Here is a 20,071-nt window from a genome sequence, read left to right on the forward strand (position 1 = left end):
GTGCCATGATCGGACGTCTCAACCATGTCGCGATTGCCGTCCGCGATATCGCTGCGGCCTCGGACGTCTATCGCAACACCCTTGGCGCCGAAGTCTCCGCTCCGGAAGCGCTCGAAGAGCATGGCGTCACGGTGGTTTTCATCACGCTGCCGAACACTAAGGTCGAGCTGTTGGAGCCGCTCGGCGCTGAATCTCCCATCGCCAAGTTCCTGGAGAAGAATCCGGACGGTGGCATGCACCACATCTGCTTCGAGGTGGACGATATCCACGCCGCCCGCGACAAGCTTGTGAATTCCGGGGCCAGAGTGCTGGGCTCCGGCGAGCCGAAGATCGGAGCCCACGGGAAGCCGGTGCTTTTTCTGCACCCGAAGGATTTCAACGGCACCCTCGTCGAACTCGAGCAGGCCTGAGGACAAGCCGTTGATAAGCCTTGTAAAAACACTCGCCAGATCGCTCTGGTCCACCCTTGCCGTGGTGGCAGTCATTTCGGCGATTGCCGTTGCCATCTCCGTCAACGCATTCGGTCTGCGGGTCAGCGGCAGTCTTGCTCTGTATTTCGTGATCTGGTGGATTCTGCTCTTTGCCGTTCTGCCTTTCGGAATCCGCAGTCAGGTGGAAGCCGGGGAGGTGGTCCGCGGAAGCGAGCCCGGCGCTCCGGCCCTGCCTGCCCTGCGTGAAAAGGCGATCTGGACGACTCTCGTCGCCTCCATCGTCCTCATCGGCGCCGCGGCGGTCTTTCCGCTGACGGGTCTCTGAAGCATTTTCCGGCCAAGTGGCTCCGGTTCGCCGACAAAAATGCGGAGAAACAAAAAAGAGGTGGTCCCACGCAAGTCGACCACCTCGGATATTCAAGCAAAAAATCGACGCTGAAAAAGAAAAAGCAAGGCTTTCGCCTTGCTATACTGCCTTTTGGCAATTTTTCATCCCTGGCTTTCTAAGGCCGGCGCCTCGGGGCGCCTGGGGACCTTGTTCCTCCCGAAACTCGGACCGTAGCCTCGGACCTTTGAAGGTCTGAGACGTTAGGATTTTGCTTATAATCACCTTACCTAGCGGTGTCACCTTTTATAGGCACGCCCTGATGCATTTTTCGGCATTTCTTGTATTGATCTTTGGTCTAATCCATCTCGCCGCAGGCCAGGCAGGGCGATGACAGCTTGTCTTTTGCCCGGCGCCTGTGTTGTGTGCTGGAAGCGAGTCGCTACCTATTACCTGTTCCGATCGAGACCCAAGGGCGTCCCTTATGCGTTTGAGCCGCTACTTCCTCCCCATTCTCCGTGAGACGCCGAAGGAAGCGGAGATCGTCTCTCACCGGCTGATGCTGCGTGCTGGCATGATCCGCCAGGAGGCTGCGGGAATCTATGCCTGGCTGCCGCTGGGTCTGAAGGTGCTCAACAAGGTCAATGCCATCGTCCGCGAGGAGCAGAACCGCTCCGGCGCCATCGAACTGCTGATGCCCACGATCCAGTCAGCCGACCTGTGGCGGGAATCGGGCCGCTACGATGCCTATGGCAAGGAGATGCTGCGCATCCAGGATCGCCACGAGCGCGACATGTTGTTCGGGCCGACCAACGAGGAGATGGTCACCGAGATCTTCCGCAGCTATGTGCGCTCCTACAAGGATCTGCCGCTGAACCTCTACCATATCCAGTGGAAGTTCCGCGACGAGGTGCGCCCGCGCTTCGGCGTGATGCGCTCGCGCGAGTTCCTGATGAAGGATGCCTATTCCTTCGATCTTGATCAGGCCGGCGCCGTGCATTCCTACAACAAGATGTTCGTCGCCTATCTGCGCACCTTCGCGCGCATGGGCCTGAAGGCGATCCCGATGCGGGCGGATACCGGACCCATCGGCGGAAACCTGAGCCACGAATTCATCATCTTGGCCTCGACCGGCGAGAGTGAGGTGTTCTGCCACGCGGATTACCTGAATTTCGACATTCCATCGGCAGACACGAACTTCGACGACATTCCCGGTCTTCAGAGCACGGTCGACAAGTGGACGTCGCTCTATGCCGCGACCTCCGAGATGCACGAGGCCGATGCCTTCGAGGCCGTTCCCGCCGACAAGAAGATGTCGGCGCGGGGCATCGAGGTTGGTCACATCTTCTATTTCGGCACCAAGTATTCCGCGCCCATGGGTGCGAAGGTCATGGGGCCGGACGGGCAGGAGCGGGAGGTCCATATGGGCTCCTACGGCATCGGTCCGAGCCGTCTGATCGCCGCCATCATCGAGGCAAGCCATGACGAGAACGGCATCATCTGGCCGGAGGCGGTGGCGCCCTTCGACGTCGCTATCCTGAACCTGAAGGCCGGCGACTCCGCGACGGACGCAGCAAGCGAGCGTCTCTATCGCGAACTCGGAGCGGCCGGGCGCGACGTGCTCTATGACGACCGCGACGAGCGGCCTGGCGGCAAGTTCGCCACCGCCGACCTCATCGGTGTGCCGTGGCAGGTGCTGATCGGCCCGAAGGGCCTTGCCGAAGGCAAGGTGGAGCTGAAGAGCCGTGCGACGGGCGAGCGCGAATTGCTCTCGCTCGACGACGTGGTTGCCCGCCTGACGAGCCATAAATAGGCGCTCATGGCCAAGACATCGGAAGCCAAGACATCGGAAGCCAAGACGGCATCTTCAGGGACGAAACCCTTCTCGCTTTTCGAGTGGATGCTCGCCGGACGCTACCTGCGCACGCGCCGGCGGGAAGGTTTCGTCTCGGTGATCGCCGGCTTCTCCTTTCTCGGCATCATGCTCGGCGTCGCGACGCTCATCGTCGTGCTCTCGGTCATGAACGGGTTCCGCAAGGAGCTGCTCGACAAGATCGTCGGCATCAACGGCCATATCTTCGTTGCGCCGCTGGAAAGCCCGCTCACCGATTATCCCGAGGTCTCCGCCCGCATCGCGGCGGTGCCGGGGGTGAAGCGCGCCATTCCGCTCGTGGAAGGCCAGGCCTTCGGCTCGTCGCAATATAACGGCAGCGGCGTGCTCGTGCGCGGCATCCGCCCGGAAGATCTGCGCAAGATCGAACACATCGCCGGCAATCTGCGCCAGGGCAGCCTCGACGATTTCGAGAACGGCGAGGGCGTCGCCATCGGACGCCGCCTTGCCGATGCGCTCTCTCTGCAGGCCGGCGACACCTTTACGCTCATCACGCCGCGCGGGGCGTCGACGCCCTTCGGCACCGCGCCGCGGGTGAAAGGCTACCCGGTCAAGGCGATCTTCGAGATCGGCATGTCGGAGTTCGATTCCACCTTCGTCTTCATGCCGCTGACCGAGGCGCAGAACTATTTCAACCGCCAGAACGACGTGCAGCTCATCGAGGTCTATCTCGACAATGCCGACCGGGTCGACCAGGCCCGCGCCGCCATCGACGAAGCCGCGGGCCGTCCGATCCTCATGACCGACTGGCGCCAGCGCAACCGCACCTTTTTCGGAGCGCTCGAAGTCGAGCGCAACGTGATGTTCCTGATCCTCACCCTGATCGTGCTGGTCGCTGCGCTCAACATCATCTCCGGCCTGATCATGCTCGTGAAGGACAAGTCGGAGGACATCGCGATCCTGCGCACCATGGGCGCCACGCGCGGCTCCGTGATGCGCGTGTTCCTCATCACCGGCGCCTCCATCGGCATCGTGGGAACGATCGCAGGCTTCGGCCTCGGCCTGCTGCTGGCGCTGAATGTCGAGACGATCCGCGATGTCATCTCGCGTCTGACGAGTACCAATCTTTTCCCGGCGGAGCTCTACTTCCTGAGCCGGCTGCCGGCAGAGGTGAATCCCACCGAGGTGGCGACGATCCTGATCATGGCGATGGTGCTGTCGCTGCTGGCTACTCTCTATCCCTCCTGGCGGGCCGCGAAGCTCGATCCTGTCGAAGCGTTGCGTTACGGTTGAGTATGTCGGCAGCCCAATCCCAACCCGCCCTCTACCTGTCCAAAGTCGAGCGTCGCTACCCGCAGGGCGACAGCTTTCTCGACGTTCTGCGCGGCGCCGATCTGGCGATCTGGCCGGGCGAGATCGTTGCCCTCGTCGCACCCTCGGGCACCGGCAAGTCGACGTTGCTGCATGTGGCTGGCCTGCTCGAAAAGCCCGATGGCGGCGAGGTCTTCGTCGGCTCGAAGCCGACCGCTGCCATGACCGATAAGGAGCGCACGCGGGTGCGCCGCGAGGAACTCGGCTTCGTCTACCAGTTCCACCATCTCTTGCCGGAATTCTCGGCCCTCGAGAACGTCGTGATCCCGCAGCTCATCCGCGGCCTGTCGAAGGCGGAAGCGCAGGATCGCGCCACGCAGCTCCTGACTTTCCTCGGCCTCGGCAAGCGCCTCGAACATCGTCCAGGCGAACTCTCCGGCGGCGAACAGCAGCGCGTCGCCATCGCCCGCGCGGTCGCCAATGCCCCGCGCCTTCTGCTCGCCGACGAGCCCACCGGAAATCTCGACCCCAACACCTCCGGCCGCGTCTTCCAGACCCTGGTCGCCATCGTGAGAGCCTCCAAGCTCGCCGCCCTCATCGCCACCCACAATATGGATCTCGCCGCGCGAATGGATCGGCGGGTGACGATACGGGATGGGCTGGTGGTGCAGTTGCCGTAACGTCTGTCGCGAGCAATCAGGCATCTATCTAGACTAAGACCGCCATCTCGAAGAGATGGAACTCGTCTGTCGCGGCTCACCGGCTACAAGAGAGCTTGAGGATTCTGTCTCGGCAGTCGGCTGCAACGTGTGAGATATTTGACGTATCGGAATGTATATCTTGCAGTAATAGGCCCAAGCAAAAAAGTTAAATTACAATAAAAATCCTATCTGAATCGAGAGTTTCAGTTTTCTCTATTTCGCCTCATCGATAGAGCGTCGGCGGCCCTGTGGAGTCACGAGCTGCCCGATGTCTGCGAACGGAGGCGCGCTATGCTAAGCCCACTTGAAGCCGCTTATTTGGCGTACATAACAAATTTCGGCGGCAGGGCCGGCGGCAAGAAGCCTATCTATTGGGGTGCCCAGGCAGGTGCAGGCGTTGGCGGCGTCGACGGCGTGAGCGGCGGCACAAGCGTTCGTATTGACGTTAGAATTCTTCCCAACGGCGGCGTCAATACGAATGGCGAAAATATTAAAGAGAAGAAAGTAATCGAGAATGATGATAGGAGCATCACTACGATCGTCACGAGTGTAAAGGGGGTTGTAACAGTCACTACGACGCCAGCGACTACTGCCGCTGAAAACAAAGGCGAGAAAGTAGTTCTGCCGAAAGACCAGGGGACTGTTTACATACCCACGCAAGTTGAGGTGAATACAGAGGCCAGATTCGCTAGAACAGACACATACCGCGATAAGACGTTCGTGCAGTCGACGACGACCATCAGATTCTCGGATGGGTCGACCATGGTAATAAGGGACCCTGAACGTGAATATACTGGCGAAAGGGGCTCTAGTTCTCTGCAGCTCCTAGGTGTTGACGACGCATTCATTGAGCGCATGAGGCTCGAAGACACCCTTCGCATCGAGAGGGAGCGGATTGAACTGATCGATGCGCTCAAGGACGGTCGCATCAGGGTCATCCAAACCGGTACCGGGGCTCAGTATCTCAATTATAAAGAGGGCACCGAGGGACATGACGAGCTCGCCGGCGGGGGGATGCTGAACGGCCTGGGTGGCGACGACGTGCTCACCGGAGCCGACGACCCCTATGGCATGGACGTGCTCGACGGCGGCAATGGCAACGATACCCTGAACGGCGGGCAGGGCCTGGATATTCTCGTCGGCGGTGCGGGAGCCGACAAGCTCAACGGCGGCGACGGGTTCGACATGGCAAGCTACGCGCCTGCCTCCAGCGCCATCGTCGTGAACATGGCCGATGTGAGCCACAATATGGGCGATGCGGCCGGCGACGGCTACGGCGCCGTCGAGGGCATCGTCGGCTCCGAGCACAACGACAAAATCACCGGCAACAACTACAGCAACCGCCTTGAAGGCGGCGGTGGCAAGGACACCATCGACGGGGCCGGCGGCAGCGACGATCTCTACGGCGACGATGGGGACGATGTCCTGATCGGCGGGAGCGGCGCCGACACTTTCGATGGCGGCGAAGGGCACGACACGGTGAGCTACTACAAGAGCCTCACCGCCGTTCAGATCTACATGTGGTCCGAGAACTACAATGTCGGCGCCAAGGGCGACACCTACAAAGATATCGAAGGGATCGACGGCACGCGGTTTGACGACGTGATCGAAGGCAACACCGACGCGAACACGTTCTGGGGCGACGCGGGCAACGACACCCTCAACGGGCATGGCGGCAGCGATACGCTCGCGGGCGGCGACGGCGACGACAAGCTCGAAGGCGGCTGGGGGAATTGGGGCGACCGGCTCGACGGCGGCAACGGCCGCGATACCGCGAGCTATTACCATGCCACGTCCGGTGTGCAGGTCTATCTCTGGGACGTCATGCGCAACACCGGCGAGGCGGAGGGGGACACCTATGTCTCCATCGAGGTGATCGACGGCTCGACCCACAGCGACACGATCGAGGGCAGCGCCTCGGCCAACACCTTCTGGGGCGATGCGGGCCATGACCTGCTCAAAGGGCTCGGCGGCGCCGACACGCTCTCGGGCGGAGCAGGCGGCGATCATCTCTCCGGCGGCGAGGGCGCCGACCTGCTCGACGGCGGCGCCGATTTCGACTTCGCGGTCTATGCCGACGCCGCCTCCGGCGTGCTGGTCGATCTGCTCGCCATGGGCCGCAATACCGGCGAGGCCTCGGGCGACGTCTACGTCTCCATCGAAGGCCTGCTCGGCTCAGGCCATGCCGACCAGTTCTACGGCACCGCTGGCTGGGACGGGTTCTATGCCGGCGCGGGCGATGACGTGCTCGAGGGCCGCGGCGGCGGCGACCAGCTCGACGGCGGCGACGGCTTCGACTTTGCGGTGTACTGGGGTGCGGCCTCCGGCGTGGTCGCCAACCTTGCGGCGGGTGGCGGCACCCTGGGCGATGCGGCCGGCGACGTGTTCGTCTCGATCGAGGGCCTGCAGGGCTCGAACCATGCCGACACCCTGACCGGCAACGGCATCGGCAACACGCTCTATGGCTGGGGCGGCAACGACGAGCTCCATGGCCTCTCGGGCAACGACTACATCGAGGGCGGCGACGGCGCCGACACGATCTCGGGCGGTGAGAGCCTCGACTGGCTGCTCGGTAATGCCGGGCGGGACGTGTTCCGCTTCGACACGCGGGCCAGCGCAGGCAATGTGGATACGCTGGCCGACTTCAACGCCGCGGAGGACAAGATCGCGCTCGAGACAAGGATGTTCGGCTTTGCGCCGGTGACATACGACGCCTGGGGCAGCCCGGTGAACGGAACGCTTACAACGAGTGCGTTCAAGCTCGGCACCTCCGCCACGACCGCCGCGCAGCGGATCGTCTACGATCAGGCGAGCGGTGCGGTCTACTTCGATGCGGACGGTCTCGGCGGTCAGGCACAGGTGCAGTTCGCCAAGGTGGCGGCCGGGACGGCGCTCACGGCCGCCCACTTCCAGCTCTTCACTCTCTGACGCGACGCGTCGGAATAAGACATGAAGCGCGAAGAGCCGGCCCGGTGGGCCGGCTTTTTTTATCTGATCATTCCAGGGTGTATGTCACCGGAGGGCGCACTCACAGGAAGAAATATTTCCGTTGCGTCATATTTCCATTATCGATCAGATGATGTGAGCGATGTCGTGCGGGAGTCAGGATGCCTAAGTACAAGCCGAAGGACTGGGGCTATCAGCTTCAGAATGCGAAGCCTGCGACCATCGCCAAATCGCGCCACGATCTGATCGTCATCGATTACGAGCAGGATGGCCACGGCAGCTTCAGCGCCCGCGAGATCAAGCTGATGAAGGCGAAGGGGGCGCACAAGCTCGTTTCCTATGTGAGCATCGGCGAGGCCGAGGATTACCGGGATTACTGGAAGAAGGGATGGGCGGCGACAAAGCCCGCATGGCTTGAGCGCGAGAATCCCGATTGGGAGGGCAACTACAAGGTCCGCTACTGGCATCCCGAGTGGCAGAAGCTGACGCTGGACCGGATCCGGGAGGTCGCGAAGGTCGGCTATGACGGCGCCTATCTCGATATCGTCGACGCGTACGAGTACTTCGCGTCGCGGCGTCCGAGCGCCGCGAAGGACATGGTCGATTTCGTCGAGAAGATCGCAGCGGCGGCGCGGGCGATCAATCCGAACTTCCTCATCATCCCGCAGAACGGCGAGGGGCTGCTCAAATCGCGCAAGTACCTGTCCGTCATCGACGGGATCGCCAAGGAGGATCTCTATTACGGTCTCGATGGCGACGGCATCCGCAATACGTCCCAGGAAATCGCCTATAGCCGAAAGCTTCTCGACATCGCGCGCAAGGCGGGCAAGTTCGTCCTCAACGTCGAATACCTGTCCGGCAAGGAGGCGATCTCGACCTATCTCAAGGACGTCTCGAAGACAGGCTATGTGCCCTATGTCGGCCCGCGCGATCTCGACAAGCTCAGTTACGATGTGCCGTACGCGTCGCCGGGCGCGACGAAGGCTGCCGCCGCGGGCAGCATCGCCGCCGGAGATGCGATCCTGATGGGCGGTGCCTCCGACGACCTGTTGAAGGGAGGGGGCGGCAACGACGCTCTGAACGGCAGGGATGGCGCCGATACCCTGTCCGGCGGCGAGGGAAGCGACCTGCTGGTCGGCGGCGCCGGGAGCGATGTGTTCCGTTTCGATACCAAGCCACGGGCTGCGCATGTGGACACGATCGCGGATTTTAGCCCATTTGAGGACAGGATCTCGCTGGAGACGACGGCATTCGGCCTTGCGCCAGTGGCGGATACCGCGTGGTCGAGCCTCGCCGGCGGCTTGCTCTCGCCAAGTCTGTTCAAGACCGGGCTCAAGGCGAGCACCGACGCGCAGCGGATCGTCTACGATCAGGCGAGTGGTACTCTCTATTACGATGCCGACGGATCAGGCCCGACAGGGCAGGTGGCCTTCGCCAAGCTGACGCCCGGCACGGCACTGACGGCGGCGCATTTCCACCTCTTCACGCTCTAAAAGCATTTTACGATCGATTGAATGAAAACGGCCGGCGTCCATGCGCCGGCCGTTTGCGTTTGGGTCGTTAAGACTTCGTTGACTCCGCCATAACGGCGGGTTGTTCCCAGGCTTTACACAGAACATCCAATGAACAAATATGAACATATTGGGAACACGGAGATCAGACCATGCTTCGCTTCATCATCGAAACCGCCGCCGAGATCGTTTCCCTCGCCATGTTCGGATCCGCCGTGGCAATCTGGGCTCTGGTCCTTTCTCCCATTGCTTGATAGCAGCCGTCCACAGGAGATCCTGTGGATTCACAGGAAGGAAGTCCTTCAATCCTTTCTTAGAAAAGAATCGTGCCAGAATGCGCGCCGTCGACGAGTAGAGTTTCATGGCGCGCATCCTTCACGATATCGGCTTCGTTCATCTCCACGTGCATTCCTCGTATTCGCTGCTCGAGGGAGCCCTGAAGGTCGCGCAGCTCGCCAAGCTCGCGGCAGCGGACAAGCAGCCGGCGCTTGCGCTCACCGACACCAACAATCTCTTCGGCGCCCTTGAGTTCTCCGAAAAGCTCGCGGGCTCCGGCATCCAACCCATCGCCGGCGTGCAGCTCTCGGTCTGCTTCGAGGAGGCGGATCCGGTTGCCCGCGTGGTGCCGCAGCCGGCGAATGTCGTGCTGCTGGCGCAGAACGAGGAGGGCTATCGCAATCTCATGCGCCTCGTCAGCCACGCCTATTTCGGCGTGCCGCTCGGCGAGGATCCGCGCGTTGCCGCTCCATTGCTCTCCGCTCACGGCGAAGGGCTGATCGCACTGACGGGCGGATTCACGGGGCCGCTCGATTCCGCCCTGCGCAACGGCGGGCGCCAGGATCTCGCGCAGGCGCGGCTCGACATCCTCAAGAGCGCCTTCGGCCATCAGCTCTATGTCGAGCTCCAGCGCCATGGCCTGGAGGACGAGCGCCTGATCGAGGGCGAATTGCTGGCGCTGGCGGAGCGCAACGGCCTGCCCGTCGTTGCCGCCAACGAGCCCTACTTCTCGTCTTCGAAAGATTACGAGGCGCATGATGCGCTGCTCGCGATCGCGGAAGGGCAGATCGTCTCCAACGACAAGCGCCGCCGCCTGTCGCCGGAGCATCATTTCAAGACGCGCCAGCAGATGATGGAGCTCTTCGCGGACCTGCCGGATGCGCTGCAGGCGAGCGTCGAGATCGCCATGCGCTGCGCCACGCGCGTACGGACCCAAAAGCCCATCCTGCCGAATTTCGGCACGGGTCCCGACGCCGCAACTCTCGATGAGGGCGAGGAACTGAAGCGCCAGGCGGAGGAGGGCCTCGAGAGGCGCCTCGCGGCGCATGGTCCGGCACCCGGCCTGACCGAGCAGGATTACCGCGACCGTCTCGCCTTCGAGGTCGGCATCATCCGCAAGATGAAATTTCCCGGCTACTTCCTGATCGTGGCCGACTTCATCAAATGGGCGAAGGATCACAACATCCCGGTCGGTCCTGGCCGCGGTTCGGGTGCGGGTTCGCTCGTCGCCTATGCACTTACCGTCACTGATCTCGATCCGCTGCGCTTCGCGCTCCTCTTCGAGCGCTTCCTCAATCCGGAACGCGTGTCGATGCCGGACTTCGACATCGACTTCTGCGTCGAAGGGCGCGAGCGCGTCATCGAATACGTTCAGCAGCGCTACGGCGCGGAGCAGGTCGCACAGATCATCACCTTCGGTACGCTGCTCGCCCGCGGCGTGATGCGCGACGTCGGCCGCGTGCTTGAAATGCCCTATGGCCAGGTCGACAAGCTGACCAAGCTCGTGCCGCAGAACCCGGCCAACCCGGTGACGCTCGCACAGGCCATCGAGGGCGAGCCGAAGCTGCAGGCGGCGATCGACGAGGAGCCGGTCGTCAAGCGCATGCTCGACATCGCGCAGAAGCTCGAAGGTCTGCACCGGCATGCATCCACGCACGCCGCCGGCGTGGTGATCGGCGACCGTCCGCTGCAGGAGCTGGTGCCGCTCTACCGAGACCCGAAGACCGGGATGCGCGTGACCCAGTTCAACATGAAATGGGTCGAGCAGGCGGGCCTCGTGAAGTTCGACTTCCTCGGCCTGAAGACGCTGACGGTCCTGCGCACCGCCGTCGATCTCATCCGGCGCAGGGGAGTCGAGGTCGATCTCTCGGCGCTGCCGCTGGACGACCGCAAGACTTACGAGATGCTCCGGCGCGGCGAGACGGTCGGCGTGTTCCAGGTGGAATCGGCGGGCATGCGCAAGGCCCTCGTCGAAATGGAGACCGACCGTTTCGAGGACATCATCGCCCTCGTTGCGCTGTATCGTCCGGGCCCGATGGCGAACATCCCGGTCTATTGCGCGCGCAAGCTCGGAAAGGACGAGCACAACAAGAAGGATTGGTATCCCCACGACAAGCTCGAGCCGATCCTGCGCGAGACCTTCGGCATCATCGTCTACCAGGAGCAGGTGATGGAGGTGGCGAAAGTCCTCTCCGGCTACTCGCTCGGCGACGCCGACCTGCTGCGCCGCGCCATGGGCAAGAAGATCAAGGCGGAGATGGACGCCCAGCGCGAGCGCTTCGTGTCGGGTGCGAAGGAGGGCGGCCTCGACAAGGCGAAGTCCAACGAGATCTTCGATCTCCTCGCGAAGTTCGCCGATTACGGCTTCAACAAGAGCCATGCGGCCGCCTATGCGCTCGTCGCGTTCCAGACGGCCTATTGCAAGGCCAACTACCCGGTCGAGTTCCTGGCGGCGTCCATGACGCTCGACCTCGACAACACCGACAAGCTGTCCGAATTCCGCCGCGAGGCGCAGCGTCTCGGCTTCAAGGTCATCCCGCCGTCGATCAACCGCTCGGGCGTCGTCTTCGACGTGCAATACGATGCCGAGGGCAAGGGCGAGATCCTCTATGCTCTCGCCGCCGTCAAAGGCGTCGGGCGTCAGGCCATCGAAAGCGTGATCGAGGCGAGGGGCGACAAGCCGTTCAAGGATCTCGCCGATTTCGCGCGGCGCATCAATCCGCGCATGCTCAACAAGCGCACGCTGGAAAACCTGATCGCAGCCGGCGCCTTCGACGAGTTGGAGCCGGATCGGGCCAGAGCCTGCGCCTCCATCGATGCGATGATGAGCCTCGCCCAGCAATCGCACGAGGCCGCCAATGGCGGCATGATGGACATGTTCGGCGGTGTCGCAGCCGCAGGTGTGCAGCTGAGGATCGGGCCTTACGAGCCCTGGCCCGCAGCCGAGAGGCTGCAGCGGGAATATGACGCCGTCGGCTTCTTCCTGTCCGGCCATCCGCTCGACGAGTATGGCGACCTTCTCAAGAAGCTGCGTGTGCAGACCTGGGTCGAGTTCTGCCGCTCGGTGAAGGCTGGCAATTCCGTGGGGCGTGTTGCCGCCACGGTGCTCGACCGGCAGGAGCGCCGCACCAAGACCGGCAACAAGATGGGCATTCTCACCCTGTCGGATCAGACCGGGCAGTTCGAAGCCATTATCTTCTCGGAGGGGCTGGTACGTCTCCGCGATGTGCTCGAGCCCGGCACCGCCGTCGTTCTCATGCTCCAAGCCGGCCTGGAGGGCGAGGAGGTGAGGGCGCGCATCGGCATGGCGGAACCGCTCGACGAGGCGGTGGCCAAGCATCAGAAGAGCATGCGCATCTTCCTGCGTGACGAGAAGCCCATCTCCAGCGTCTTCGAGCGGCTCAAGATGCGCGGCGACGGGGAGGTGTCCCTAGTACTCATCCTCGATGACGGCGACCGGGAGGTCGAGGTCAAGCTGCGCGAGAAATATATGACGACGCCGCAGATCGCCGGGGCGCTCCGCGCTGTGCCGGGTGTCGTCGACGTGCATATGAACTAAGCGCTGACCGACGGGGTGAGAAATCCCGTTCGGGAGTTATCGGGAAGACCTGTCTGCATGGATCGCCCGCTTTCCGACATCCGCCTCACCGTCGAGGCAGATCCCGATTCCTTCGCGGAGGAGATCGAGGCGCGCCTCCTCGAGTCCTTGCGGCAGAACATTCCCGCAAGCGACTATGCCGCTTTCGGCATCGTGGCCCGGAATGCCGAGGGCGAAATCCTTGGCGGCCTGATCGGTGGGACGTCCTATGGCTGGCTGCTGGTCAAGATGCTGTGGGTCGCTGACGAGGCCCGCGGGCAGGGGCTGGGCATGAGAATCATGGCGCTCGCGGAGGACGTCGTCCAAGTGCGGGGATGCCATGGGGCCTGGCTCGACACATCAAGCCGGCGCGCCAAGCGCTTCTATGAGAAGTTGGGCTATGAGACGTTCGGAATGCTGGAGAACCGAGCGGGAGAGCGGCCTCAGGGGCATGCCCGGTTCTTCCTGCAAAAGCGGTTTCCGCCTCCCGAAACGGCGCATTAAAACAAGCCTTCGGTAGACCGCATCCGGACGAGGTGGAGAGTATTCCGATCTTGGCGCTTGTGATAAGCTCAAGCCTGGGTTCCGCGGCAGCATCGGGAGACGTCTATGACCTCCGAGATCGCCTCCAACACGCCTTCCGACCTGGATGTTCCTCCCTTCGACCATCGGCGCCTCGACACGCTGATGGAGGCCGCAGGCCTTGATGTCCTGATCGTCACGTCCAAGCATAACGTTCAATATATGCTGGGCGGCTATCGGTTCTTCATGTTCGACTATATGGATGCGATCGGATTGAGCCGCTATCTCCCGATCTTCGTCTATTGCCGCGGACGCCCCGATGATAGCGCCTATATCGCCAACCCGCACGAAACCTACGAGCAGGAACTGGGGCGCTTCTGGGTCCCCGACGTTCAGGCAAAGGCACGGGCGACAACCGACGCCATGCAACTGTGCGTCGAGCATCTCCGCCACCTCGGCTGCCCCTTGAGGCGTATCGGGATCGAGGCGGGTTTTCTGCCGGCCGATGCGTATCTCGTCCTGAAGGATGCGATTCAAGGGTGTGAGATCGTTGATGCAGTCTTCACGCTCGAGCGGCTGCGAGCCGTGAAGACCGAGGCCGAATTGCAGTTGCTGCGGCAGGCATCCGAAGGTGTCGTCGAAGCCATGCTCGCGGTCTTTTCCACCGTGTGTCCAGGCCAGACCAAGCGCGAAGTCGTTGAAGCCCTCCGGCGCGAAGAGACGATACGAGGTCTGCTTTTCGAATACTGCTTGATCACCGCCGGGACGAGCCTCAACCGTGCCCCCTCGGATCAGGTTCTCGTCGAGGGCGATATCATGTCGCTGGATTCCGGCGGCAACCACCGGGGCTATATCGGCGATCTCTGCCGCATGGGCATCCTGGGTGAGCCCGACGCCGAACTCCGTGACCTGCTGGGGCAGATCGACGAGGTCCAGCAAGCGGCGCGAAAGCCACTCAGGGATGGGGTGATCGGGGCGGAAATCTATGCTGCCGTCGAGCCGTCGATGCAGCGTTTGACGGCTGGCAAGGCGAGCTTCGTCGCGCATGGAATGGGGCTGATCAGCCATGAGGCTCCTCGGCTTACCGCGAGCAGCCCGTGGCCCTATTCCGCTTATGACCGGGATCTTCCGTTGCCGGCGGGCATGGTCGTCTCGATCGAGACGACGCTCCAGCACCCTCGGCGAGGTTTCATAAAGCTTGAGGATACGGTGGCTATAACGGCTGCCGGCCACGAGGCCTATGGAGATGGCGGCCGTGGCTGGAATCGGGCAGGGGTCGACCGAGCCCGTGCATGAGGCCGGCCGGTAGTCCTGCGGCGCAGGACCCTACAAGGCTCCCCAATGCCCCTTCCAGGGCGGGGCATTCTCCGGCTTGCATTTCACCGCCTTTACCCCTATATGCGCCCACATCCCACACGCGGAATCCCCTCATGAGCCCATGAGGATACCCCCGGTGGCCGGCAGAGCCGGTCCACTGTTCCGCGGAGGCTTAACCGGAGAAAAGACTATGGCGCTTCCCGATTTTTCGATGCGCAGCCTGCTTGAGGCTGGCGCGCACTTTGGACACCAGTCCCACCGTTGGAACCCGAAGATGGGTCAATACATCTTCGGCACCCGCAATAACATCCACATCATCGACCTCGCCCAGACGGTTCCGATGCTGCACCGCGCCCTCCAGGCCGTCAGCGACACCGTCTCCAAGGGCGGTCGCGTGCTCTTCGTCGGCACGAAGCGTCAGGCTGCTGACGCCGTCGCCGATGCGGCCAAGCGTTCGGCCCAGTACTACGTCAACGCCCGCTGGCTCGGCGGCATGCTGACCAACTGGAAGACGATCTCCGGCTCGATCTCGCGCCTGCGCAAGGTCGACGAGATCCTCGCCGGCGGCGGCCAGGGCCTCACGAAGAAAGAGCGCCTCATGCTCGCCCGCGAGAAGGAGAAGCTCGAGCGCGCTCTCGGTGGCATCAAGGACATGGGCGGCACGCCCGACCTGATCTTCATCATCGACACCAACAAGGAGCAGCTGGCGATCCAGGAGGCCAAGCGCCTCGGCATCCCGGTGGCTGCCATCGTCGACACGAACTGCGATCCGGACGGCATCACCTTCCCGGTTCCGGCCAACGATGACGCCGGCCGCGCGATCTCGCTCTATTGCGATCTCGTCGCCCGCGCCGCTCTCGACGGCATATCCCGCGGCGCCGGCGCCATGGGCATCGATATCGGCGAGTCCGAGAATCCGATGGCCGAAGAGCTCCCGGCCGCAGAGACGGCGACCGCCGCCTACGAGGGCGAGCAGTTCGAGCGTCTGGCAGCCCCCCGCGGCGCTCCGGACGATCTGACCAAGCTGAACGGCGTCGGCCCGCAGCTCGAGAAGAAGCTGAACGAAGCCGGCATCTTCCACTACTGGCAGCTTGCCGCCATGCAGGCTGGCGATGTCGCCCAGCTCGACAAGGACCTGAAGCTGAACGGCCGTCTCGAGCGTGATGGCTGGATCAACCAGGCCCGCTCGATGATCGAAGCCGCTGCTGCGTAACTGTCCCGGCGCAGCGTCATGCAGCGCCGCTTGAACGATTGATCGAGCCCGGCGTTCCACGAGCGCCGGGCTCCCTCTATGCATGAACCTTTGAAAGGAAAAGCCATGGCGAACATTACCGCTGCGATGGTGAAGGAACTGCGCGAGACGACCAGCGCGGGCATGATGGATTGCAAGACCGCCCTCGCCGAGACCAATGGCGACATGGAGGCCGCAATCGACTGGCTCCGCAAGAAGGGTCTGTCGAAGGCTGCCAAGAAGGCTGGCCGCGTCGCTGCCGAAGGTCTCGTCGCCGTCGAGTCGTCCGGTCACACCGCGACGATCCTCGAGGTCAATTCCGAGACCGACTTCGTCGCCCGCAACGACCAGTTCCAGGCCTTCGTTCGCGAAGCCGCCAAGATCGGTCTCATGGGCAACGGTACCATCGAGGCGCTCGAGGCCGCTCACTTCCCCGGTTCGCAGACGACCGTGAAGGACCGCCTGCAGGAGCTGATCGCCACCATCGGCGAGAACATGACCCTGCGCCGCATCGCCAAGCTCGAAGTGTCCAAGGGCGTGATCGCGACCTATGTCCACAACGCGGTGACGGAAGGCCTCGGCAAGATCGGCGTCCTCGTGGCGCTCGAGTCCGAGGGTGACGTGACCGTTCTCGGCGCGCTCGGCCGCCAGATCGCCATGCATGTGGCCGCCACGAACCCGGTGGCCCTCGATGCCTCCGGCGTCGACCAGGCGACCGTCGAGCGCGAGAGCGCCATCCTGCGCGACAAGAACGCCGGCAAGCCGGATCATGTCATGCAGAAGATCATCGAGAGCGGCCTGAAGAGCTACTTCAAGGAAGTCACGCTCCTCGAGCAGCCCTTCGTGCACGATCCCTCCAAGACCGTGACCCAGGTGCTCAAGGAAGCCGAGTCCAAGGCCGGCAAGCCGGTGACCCTCAAGGCCTTCGTCCGCTATGCTCTCGGCGAGGGCATCGAGAAGGAAGAGGCCCCGGACTTCGCGGCGGAAGTCGCCGCCCAGGCCGGTCTCAAGGCCTAAATCGACCCCAAGTAAAACGGCGGCTTTCGGGCCGCCGTTTTCATGAGAGGATTCGAAAAGAAAGGTCTGACGATGGCAAGGTTCCGGCGCATCCTGGTGAAGCTCTCGGGTGAGGCATTGATGGCCCCCGACGGGTACTGGCTCGACACGCAGATCCTGTCGTCCCTGGCGGAGGATCTCGCCAACGCCACCCGCGCCGGCTTCGAGATCGCCGTCGTCATCGGCGGCGGCAACATCATCCGTGGCGCCCGCATGAGCGCCGCCGGCTGGATCGACCGCCCCACGGCCGATTCCATGGGCATGCTCGGCACGGTCATGAACTCGCTGGCGATCGAGACCGCCCTGAACGCAGCCGGCGTTCCCGCCCGGACCATGTCGGCCGTTTCCATGCCGACCATCTGCGAGACCTATGCCCGCCAGCCGGCCCTGCACCATCTGGATAAGGGGCAGGTGGTGGTTTTGGCCGGCGGCACCGGCAACCCGTTCTTCACCACCGATACCGCGGCCGTCCTCCGGGCCGCCGAGCTGCGTTGCGACGCCGTGCTGAAGGCCACCCAGGTCGACGGCGTCTATTCGGCGGATCCCAAGAAGGACCCCAGCGCGATCCGATTCGATCGCCTGACCCATGACGAGGCCATTGCCAGGGACCTGAAGGTCATGGACACGGCCGCCTTCGCGCTGGCGCGCGAGAGCAGGTTGTCGATCATCGTGGGCTCGGTCCACGCTCCCAGCTCCGTGACCGCCCTTCTTCAGGGGAAAGTGCCGTCGACGGTCGTCGCCCCTTGATCCAAGGGTCTTGATGCAGGACCCTTGGAAGCGTAAGCCCGTTAAAGAGTTCGCGTAAGGACAGAATCTGATGGCTACGACCTTTGATCTCGCCGATGTGAAGCGCCGCATGCAGGGCGCCATCAACGCTTTCAAGAACGACCTGGCCAGCCTGCGCACGGGCCGCGCCTCGCCGAACCTGCTCGATCCGATTCAGATCGACGCTTATGGCGCGATGATGCCGATTTCGCAGGTTGCCACCGTGAACGTGCCGGAGCCGCGCCTGCTCAGCGTCCAGGTCTGGGACCGGGGCATGGTTGCCGCCGTCGAAAAGGCGATCCGGGAATCCGACCTCGGCCTCAACCCGCAGACCGAGGGGCAGGTGATCCGCCTGCGCATTCCTGAGATGAACGAGCAGCGCCGCAAGGAGATGGTGAAGGTCGGGCACAAATACGCCGAAGAGGCGAAGGTCGCCGTGCGCCACGTGCGCCGCGACGGTCTCGACCTGCTCAAGAAGCTTGAGAAGGACAGCGCCATCAGCGAGGATGACGGAAAGCGCCACGCCGACCAGGTGCAGAAGGCGACGGATCAGTTCGTCGCTGAGGTCGACACTCTGCTGGCGGCGAAGGAAAAGGAAATCATGCACGTCTGATCCTCAAGGCGTGCATTGGGACGGAAATATGAGCGGCGAAGCCAAACGGACGGCTCCCGATCTTGCCCGCAGGGAAGCGGGCGAGGGGATGCCGGCCCATGTTGCCATCATCATGGATGGGAACGGCCGTTGGGCCGCGCAGAGAGGCCTGCCCCGTTTCGAGGGGCACCGGCGCGGGGTCGAGGCGATCCGCCGGGCGGTGCGCATAGCCGGCGATCTCGGCATCCGCTACCTGACGGTCTACAGCTTCTCAGCCGAGAATTGGCGCCGGCCGGCCCAGGAGGTCTCCGACCTGATGGGCCTGCTCAAGCGCTTCGTCAGGCACGATCTCGCCGAGCTGCACGCCAACAACATCCGCGTCAGGATCATCGGCGAGCGTGAGGGACTTGCCTCCGACATCCGGCTCCTGCTGGACGAGGCGGAGCATCTCACGCGCGTCAATACGGGCCTCACCCTCGTCATCGCCTTCAACTATGGTGGGCGCCAGGAGATCGTCTCGGCGATGCGCGACCTTGCCCGGCGGGTGAAGGAAGGCACGCTCGACCCTGCGGCGATCGATATGGATACGGTGGGAGCCGCTCTCGACACCCACGACATCCCGGATCCCGATCTTGTCATCCGGACATCGGGCGAGCAGCGGGTATCGAACTTCTTGACCTGGCAGACGGCCTATTCCGAATTCGTCTTCCTGCCGTGCTTCTGGCCGGATTTCGACGAGGCGGCGTTCAAGGCGGCGCTCGACGAATATTTCAGGCGCGACCGCCGCTTCGGCGGCTTGAGCGCCCGGGCGGTTTGACGATGGCCCCAGACCAAGGCTCGTCCTTGCCATCCAAGCCCAAGCCGACCCCGTCCCAGGAACTGACGACCCGCGTTCTTTCCGCCATCGTCATGATCGCCATCGCCCTCGTGACAGCCTATTGGGGCGGCTGGCCCTTCGCGCTCCTCTGGCTCGCCGCCGGCATCGCGATCATGGTCGAATGGACCGACATGACGGGCACTGAGCCGCGCCGGCTCGTGCAGGGGATCCTCGGGGCGGGCCTCGTTGTCCTGAGCATTCTCGTGATGACCGACGCTGGCCTGGGACTGGTACTCGGGGCTACGATCGTCTTCCCGCTTGCGGCTGCCCTCGCGACGCGCGGGACAACCAACAAGGTGTGGGCGGTCGCGAGCTTCGCCTATGCCGCCGTGATCGTCCTCGTGCCGCCCGTCGTGCGCGATCATCTCGATCTCGGAATCCTCGCTCTCCTGTGGATGTTTGCGGTCGTCTGGGCGACCGACATCGCCGCCTACTTTACCGGTCGGGCCTTCGGAGGTCCCAAGCTTTGCCCCGCGATCAGCCCGAAGAAGACCTGGTCGGGCTTTATCGGCGGGGTGGTTGCCGCCGCGCTCGGTGGGGTTCTGGTGGGCTGGGTCGGCAGCCGTTACGGCCTGAAGCTGCCCTTCGGGTTGTTCGGCGTCGCGGTCATCTCGGTCATCGCCTCCATCGCGAGCCAGATCGGGGATCTTGGGGAATCGGCGCTCAAACGCCATTGCGACGTCAAGGATTCGAGCGCCCTCATCCCGGGACACGGGGGCGTCATGGACCGACTCGACGGCTTCTGGGCCGTGTGCCTCATCGTCGGGCTTTCGCTGCTGACCCTTCGTTTCACCGCATAGGG

General features: G+C 63.2%; 16 protein-coding genes. All 16 read left to right on the top strand.

Annotated elements, in window-relative coordinates; translation table 11 throughout:
* Window positions 1–5: 5 nt before the first annotated feature.
* On the top strand, window positions 6–410 hold the full coding sequence (gene mce / locus JKL46_RS14805) for a methylmalonyl-CoA epimerase (protein ID WP_201834078.1): 405 nt from the start codon (window positions 6–8) through the stop codon (window positions 408–410).
* A 10-nt stretch (window positions 411–420) separates the two neighbouring features.
* Window positions 421–756, top strand: a complete 336-nt coding sequence (locus JKL46_RS14810) for a DUF1467 family protein (RefSeq protein WP_201834080.1) — start codon at window positions 421–423, stop codon at window positions 754–756.
* Window positions 757–1,240: 484 nt separating this feature from the next.
* Window positions 1,241–2,569, top strand: coding sequence for a proline--tRNA ligase (proS, locus tag JKL46_RS14815; protein WP_201834082.1), 1,329 nt, complete (start codon window positions 1,241–1,243; stop codon window positions 2,567–2,569).
* A gap of 6 nt (window positions 2,570–2,575) precedes the next feature.
* A complete protein-coding gene (locus JKL46_RS14820; RefSeq protein ID WP_201834084.1) occupies window positions 2,576–3,880 on the top strand; it encodes a lipoprotein-releasing ABC transporter permease subunit in 1,305 nt (434 codons plus the stop codon).
* Window positions 3,881–3,882: 2 nt separating this feature from the next.
* A complete protein-coding gene (locus JKL46_RS14825; RefSeq protein WP_201834086.1) occupies window positions 3,883–4,578 on the top strand; it encodes an ABC transporter ATP-binding protein in 696 nt (231 codons plus the stop codon).
* A gap of 876 nt (window positions 4,579–5,454) precedes the next feature.
* A complete protein-coding gene (locus tag JKL46_RS35520) occupies window positions 5,455–7,527 on the top strand; it encodes a calcium-binding protein (protein ID WP_281399878.1) in 2,073 nt (690 codons plus the stop codon).
* Window positions 7,528–7,706: 179 nt separating this feature from the next.
* Window positions 7,707–9,038, top strand: a complete 1,332-nt coding sequence (locus JKL46_RS36310) for an MJ1477/TM1410 family putative glycoside hydrolase (protein ID WP_201834090.1) — start codon at window positions 7,707–7,709, stop codon at window positions 9,036–9,038.
* A gap of 379 nt (window positions 9,039–9,417) precedes the next feature.
* Window positions 9,418–12,891, top strand: a complete 3,474-nt coding sequence (dnaE, locus tag JKL46_RS14840; RefSeq protein ID WP_201834092.1) for a DNA polymerase III subunit alpha — start codon at window positions 9,418–9,420, stop codon at window positions 12,889–12,891.
* Window positions 12,892–12,948: 57 nt separating this feature from the next.
* Window positions 12,949–13,413 carry a GNAT family N-acetyltransferase gene (locus JKL46_RS14845; protein WP_201834094.1) on the top strand — a complete coding sequence of 155 codons (465 nt, stop codon included), beginning with the start codon at window positions 12,949–12,951 and terminating at the stop codon, window positions 13,411–13,413.
* Window positions 13,414–13,518: 105 nt separating this feature from the next.
* Window positions 13,519–14,727, top strand: a complete 1,209-nt coding sequence (locus JKL46_RS14850) for a M24 family metallopeptidase (protein WP_201834096.1) — start codon at window positions 13,519–13,521, stop codon at window positions 14,725–14,727.
* Window positions 14,728–14,938: 211 nt separating this feature from the next.
* Entirely contained in the window at window positions 14,939–15,961 is a 1,023-nt protein-coding gene (locus JKL46_RS14855; RefSeq protein ID WP_201834098.1) for a 30S ribosomal protein S2, read from the top strand.
* A gap of 105 nt (window positions 15,962–16,066) precedes the next feature.
* A complete protein-coding gene (tsf, locus tag JKL46_RS14860) occupies window positions 16,067–16,996 on the top strand; it encodes a translation elongation factor Ts (RefSeq protein WP_201834100.1) in 930 nt (309 codons plus the stop codon).
* Window positions 16,997–17,068: 72 nt separating this feature from the next.
* The gene (pyrH, locus tag JKL46_RS14865) at window positions 17,069–17,782 is read left to right on the top strand and encodes a UMP kinase (protein WP_201834102.1); all 714 of its coding nucleotides are present in this window, start codon (window positions 17,069–17,071) and stop codon (window positions 17,780–17,782) included.
* Between the two features lie 70 nt (window positions 17,783–17,852).
* On the top strand, window positions 17,853–18,413 hold the full coding sequence (gene frr / locus JKL46_RS14870; RefSeq protein WP_201834104.1) for a ribosome recycling factor: 561 nt from the start codon (window positions 17,853–17,855) through the stop codon (window positions 18,411–18,413).
* A 28-nt stretch (window positions 18,414–18,441) separates the two neighbouring features.
* Window positions 18,442–19,209 carry an isoprenyl transferase gene (locus JKL46_RS14875; protein ID WP_201834106.1) on the top strand — a complete coding sequence of 256 codons (768 nt, stop codon included), beginning with the start codon at window positions 18,442–18,444 and terminating at the stop codon, window positions 19,207–19,209.
* Window positions 19,210–19,211: 2 nt separating this feature from the next.
* Window positions 19,212–20,069, top strand: coding sequence for a phosphatidate cytidylyltransferase (locus JKL46_RS14880; RefSeq protein ID WP_201834108.1), 858 nt, complete (start codon window positions 19,212–19,214; stop codon window positions 20,067–20,069).
* Window positions 20,070–20,071: the final 2 nt, after the last annotated feature.

The organism is Microvirga zambiensis WSM3693 (assembly GCF_016735695.1).
Lineage (GTDB): Bacteria > Pseudomonadota > Alphaproteobacteria > Rhizobiales > Beijerinckiaceae > Microvirga > Microvirga zambiensis.

Coding starts and splice junctions, on each gene's coding strand:
- JKL46_RS14855 (WP_201834098.1), top strand. CDS start 14,939: ATGGCGCTTCCCGATTTTTCGATGCGCAGCCTGCTTGAGGCTGGCGCG.
- JKL46_RS14845 (WP_201834094.1), top strand. CDS start 12,949: ATGGATCGCCCGCTTTCCGACATCCGCCTCACCGTCGAGGCAGATCCC.
- JKL46_RS14820 (WP_201834084.1), top strand. CDS start 2,576: ATGGCCAAGACATCGGAAGCCAAGACATCGGAAGCCAAGACGGCATCT.
- JKL46_RS14850 (WP_201834096.1), top strand. CDS start 13,519: ATGACCTCCGAGATCGCCTCCAACACGCCTTCCGACCTGGATGTTCCT.
- dnaE (WP_201834092.1), top strand. CDS start 9,418: ATGGCGCGCATCCTTCACGATATCGGCTTCGTTCATCTCCACGTGCAT.
- JKL46_RS35520 (WP_281399878.1), top strand. CDS start 5,455: ATGAGGCTCGAAGACACCCTTCGCATCGAGAGGGAGCGGATTGAACTG.
- JKL46_RS14875 (WP_201834106.1), top strand. CDS start 18,442: ATGAGCGGCGAAGCCAAACGGACGGCTCCCGATCTTGCCCGCAGGGAA.
- JKL46_RS14825 (WP_201834086.1), top strand. CDS start 3,883: ATGTCGGCAGCCCAATCCCAACCCGCCCTCTACCTGTCCAAAGTCGAG.
- mce (WP_201834078.1), top strand. CDS start 6: ATGATCGGACGTCTCAACCATGTCGCGATTGCCGTCCGCGATATCGCT.
- pyrH (WP_201834102.1), top strand. CDS start 17,069: ATGGCAAGGTTCCGGCGCATCCTGGTGAAGCTCTCGGGTGAGGCATTG.
- frr (WP_201834104.1), top strand. CDS start 17,853: ATGGCTACGACCTTTGATCTCGCCGATGTGAAGCGCCGCATGCAGGGC.
- tsf (WP_201834100.1), top strand. CDS start 16,067: ATGGCGAACATTACCGCTGCGATGGTGAAGGAACTGCGCGAGACGACC.
- JKL46_RS14880 (WP_201834108.1), top strand. CDS start 19,212: ATGGCCCCAGACCAAGGCTCGTCCTTGCCATCCAAGCCCAAGCCGACC.
- proS (WP_201834082.1), top strand. CDS start 1,241: ATGCGTTTGAGCCGCTACTTCCTCCCCATTCTCCGTGAGACGCCGAAG.
- JKL46_RS36310 (WP_201834090.1), top strand. CDS start 7,707: ATGCCTAAGTACAAGCCGAAGGACTGGGGCTATCAGCTTCAGAATGCG.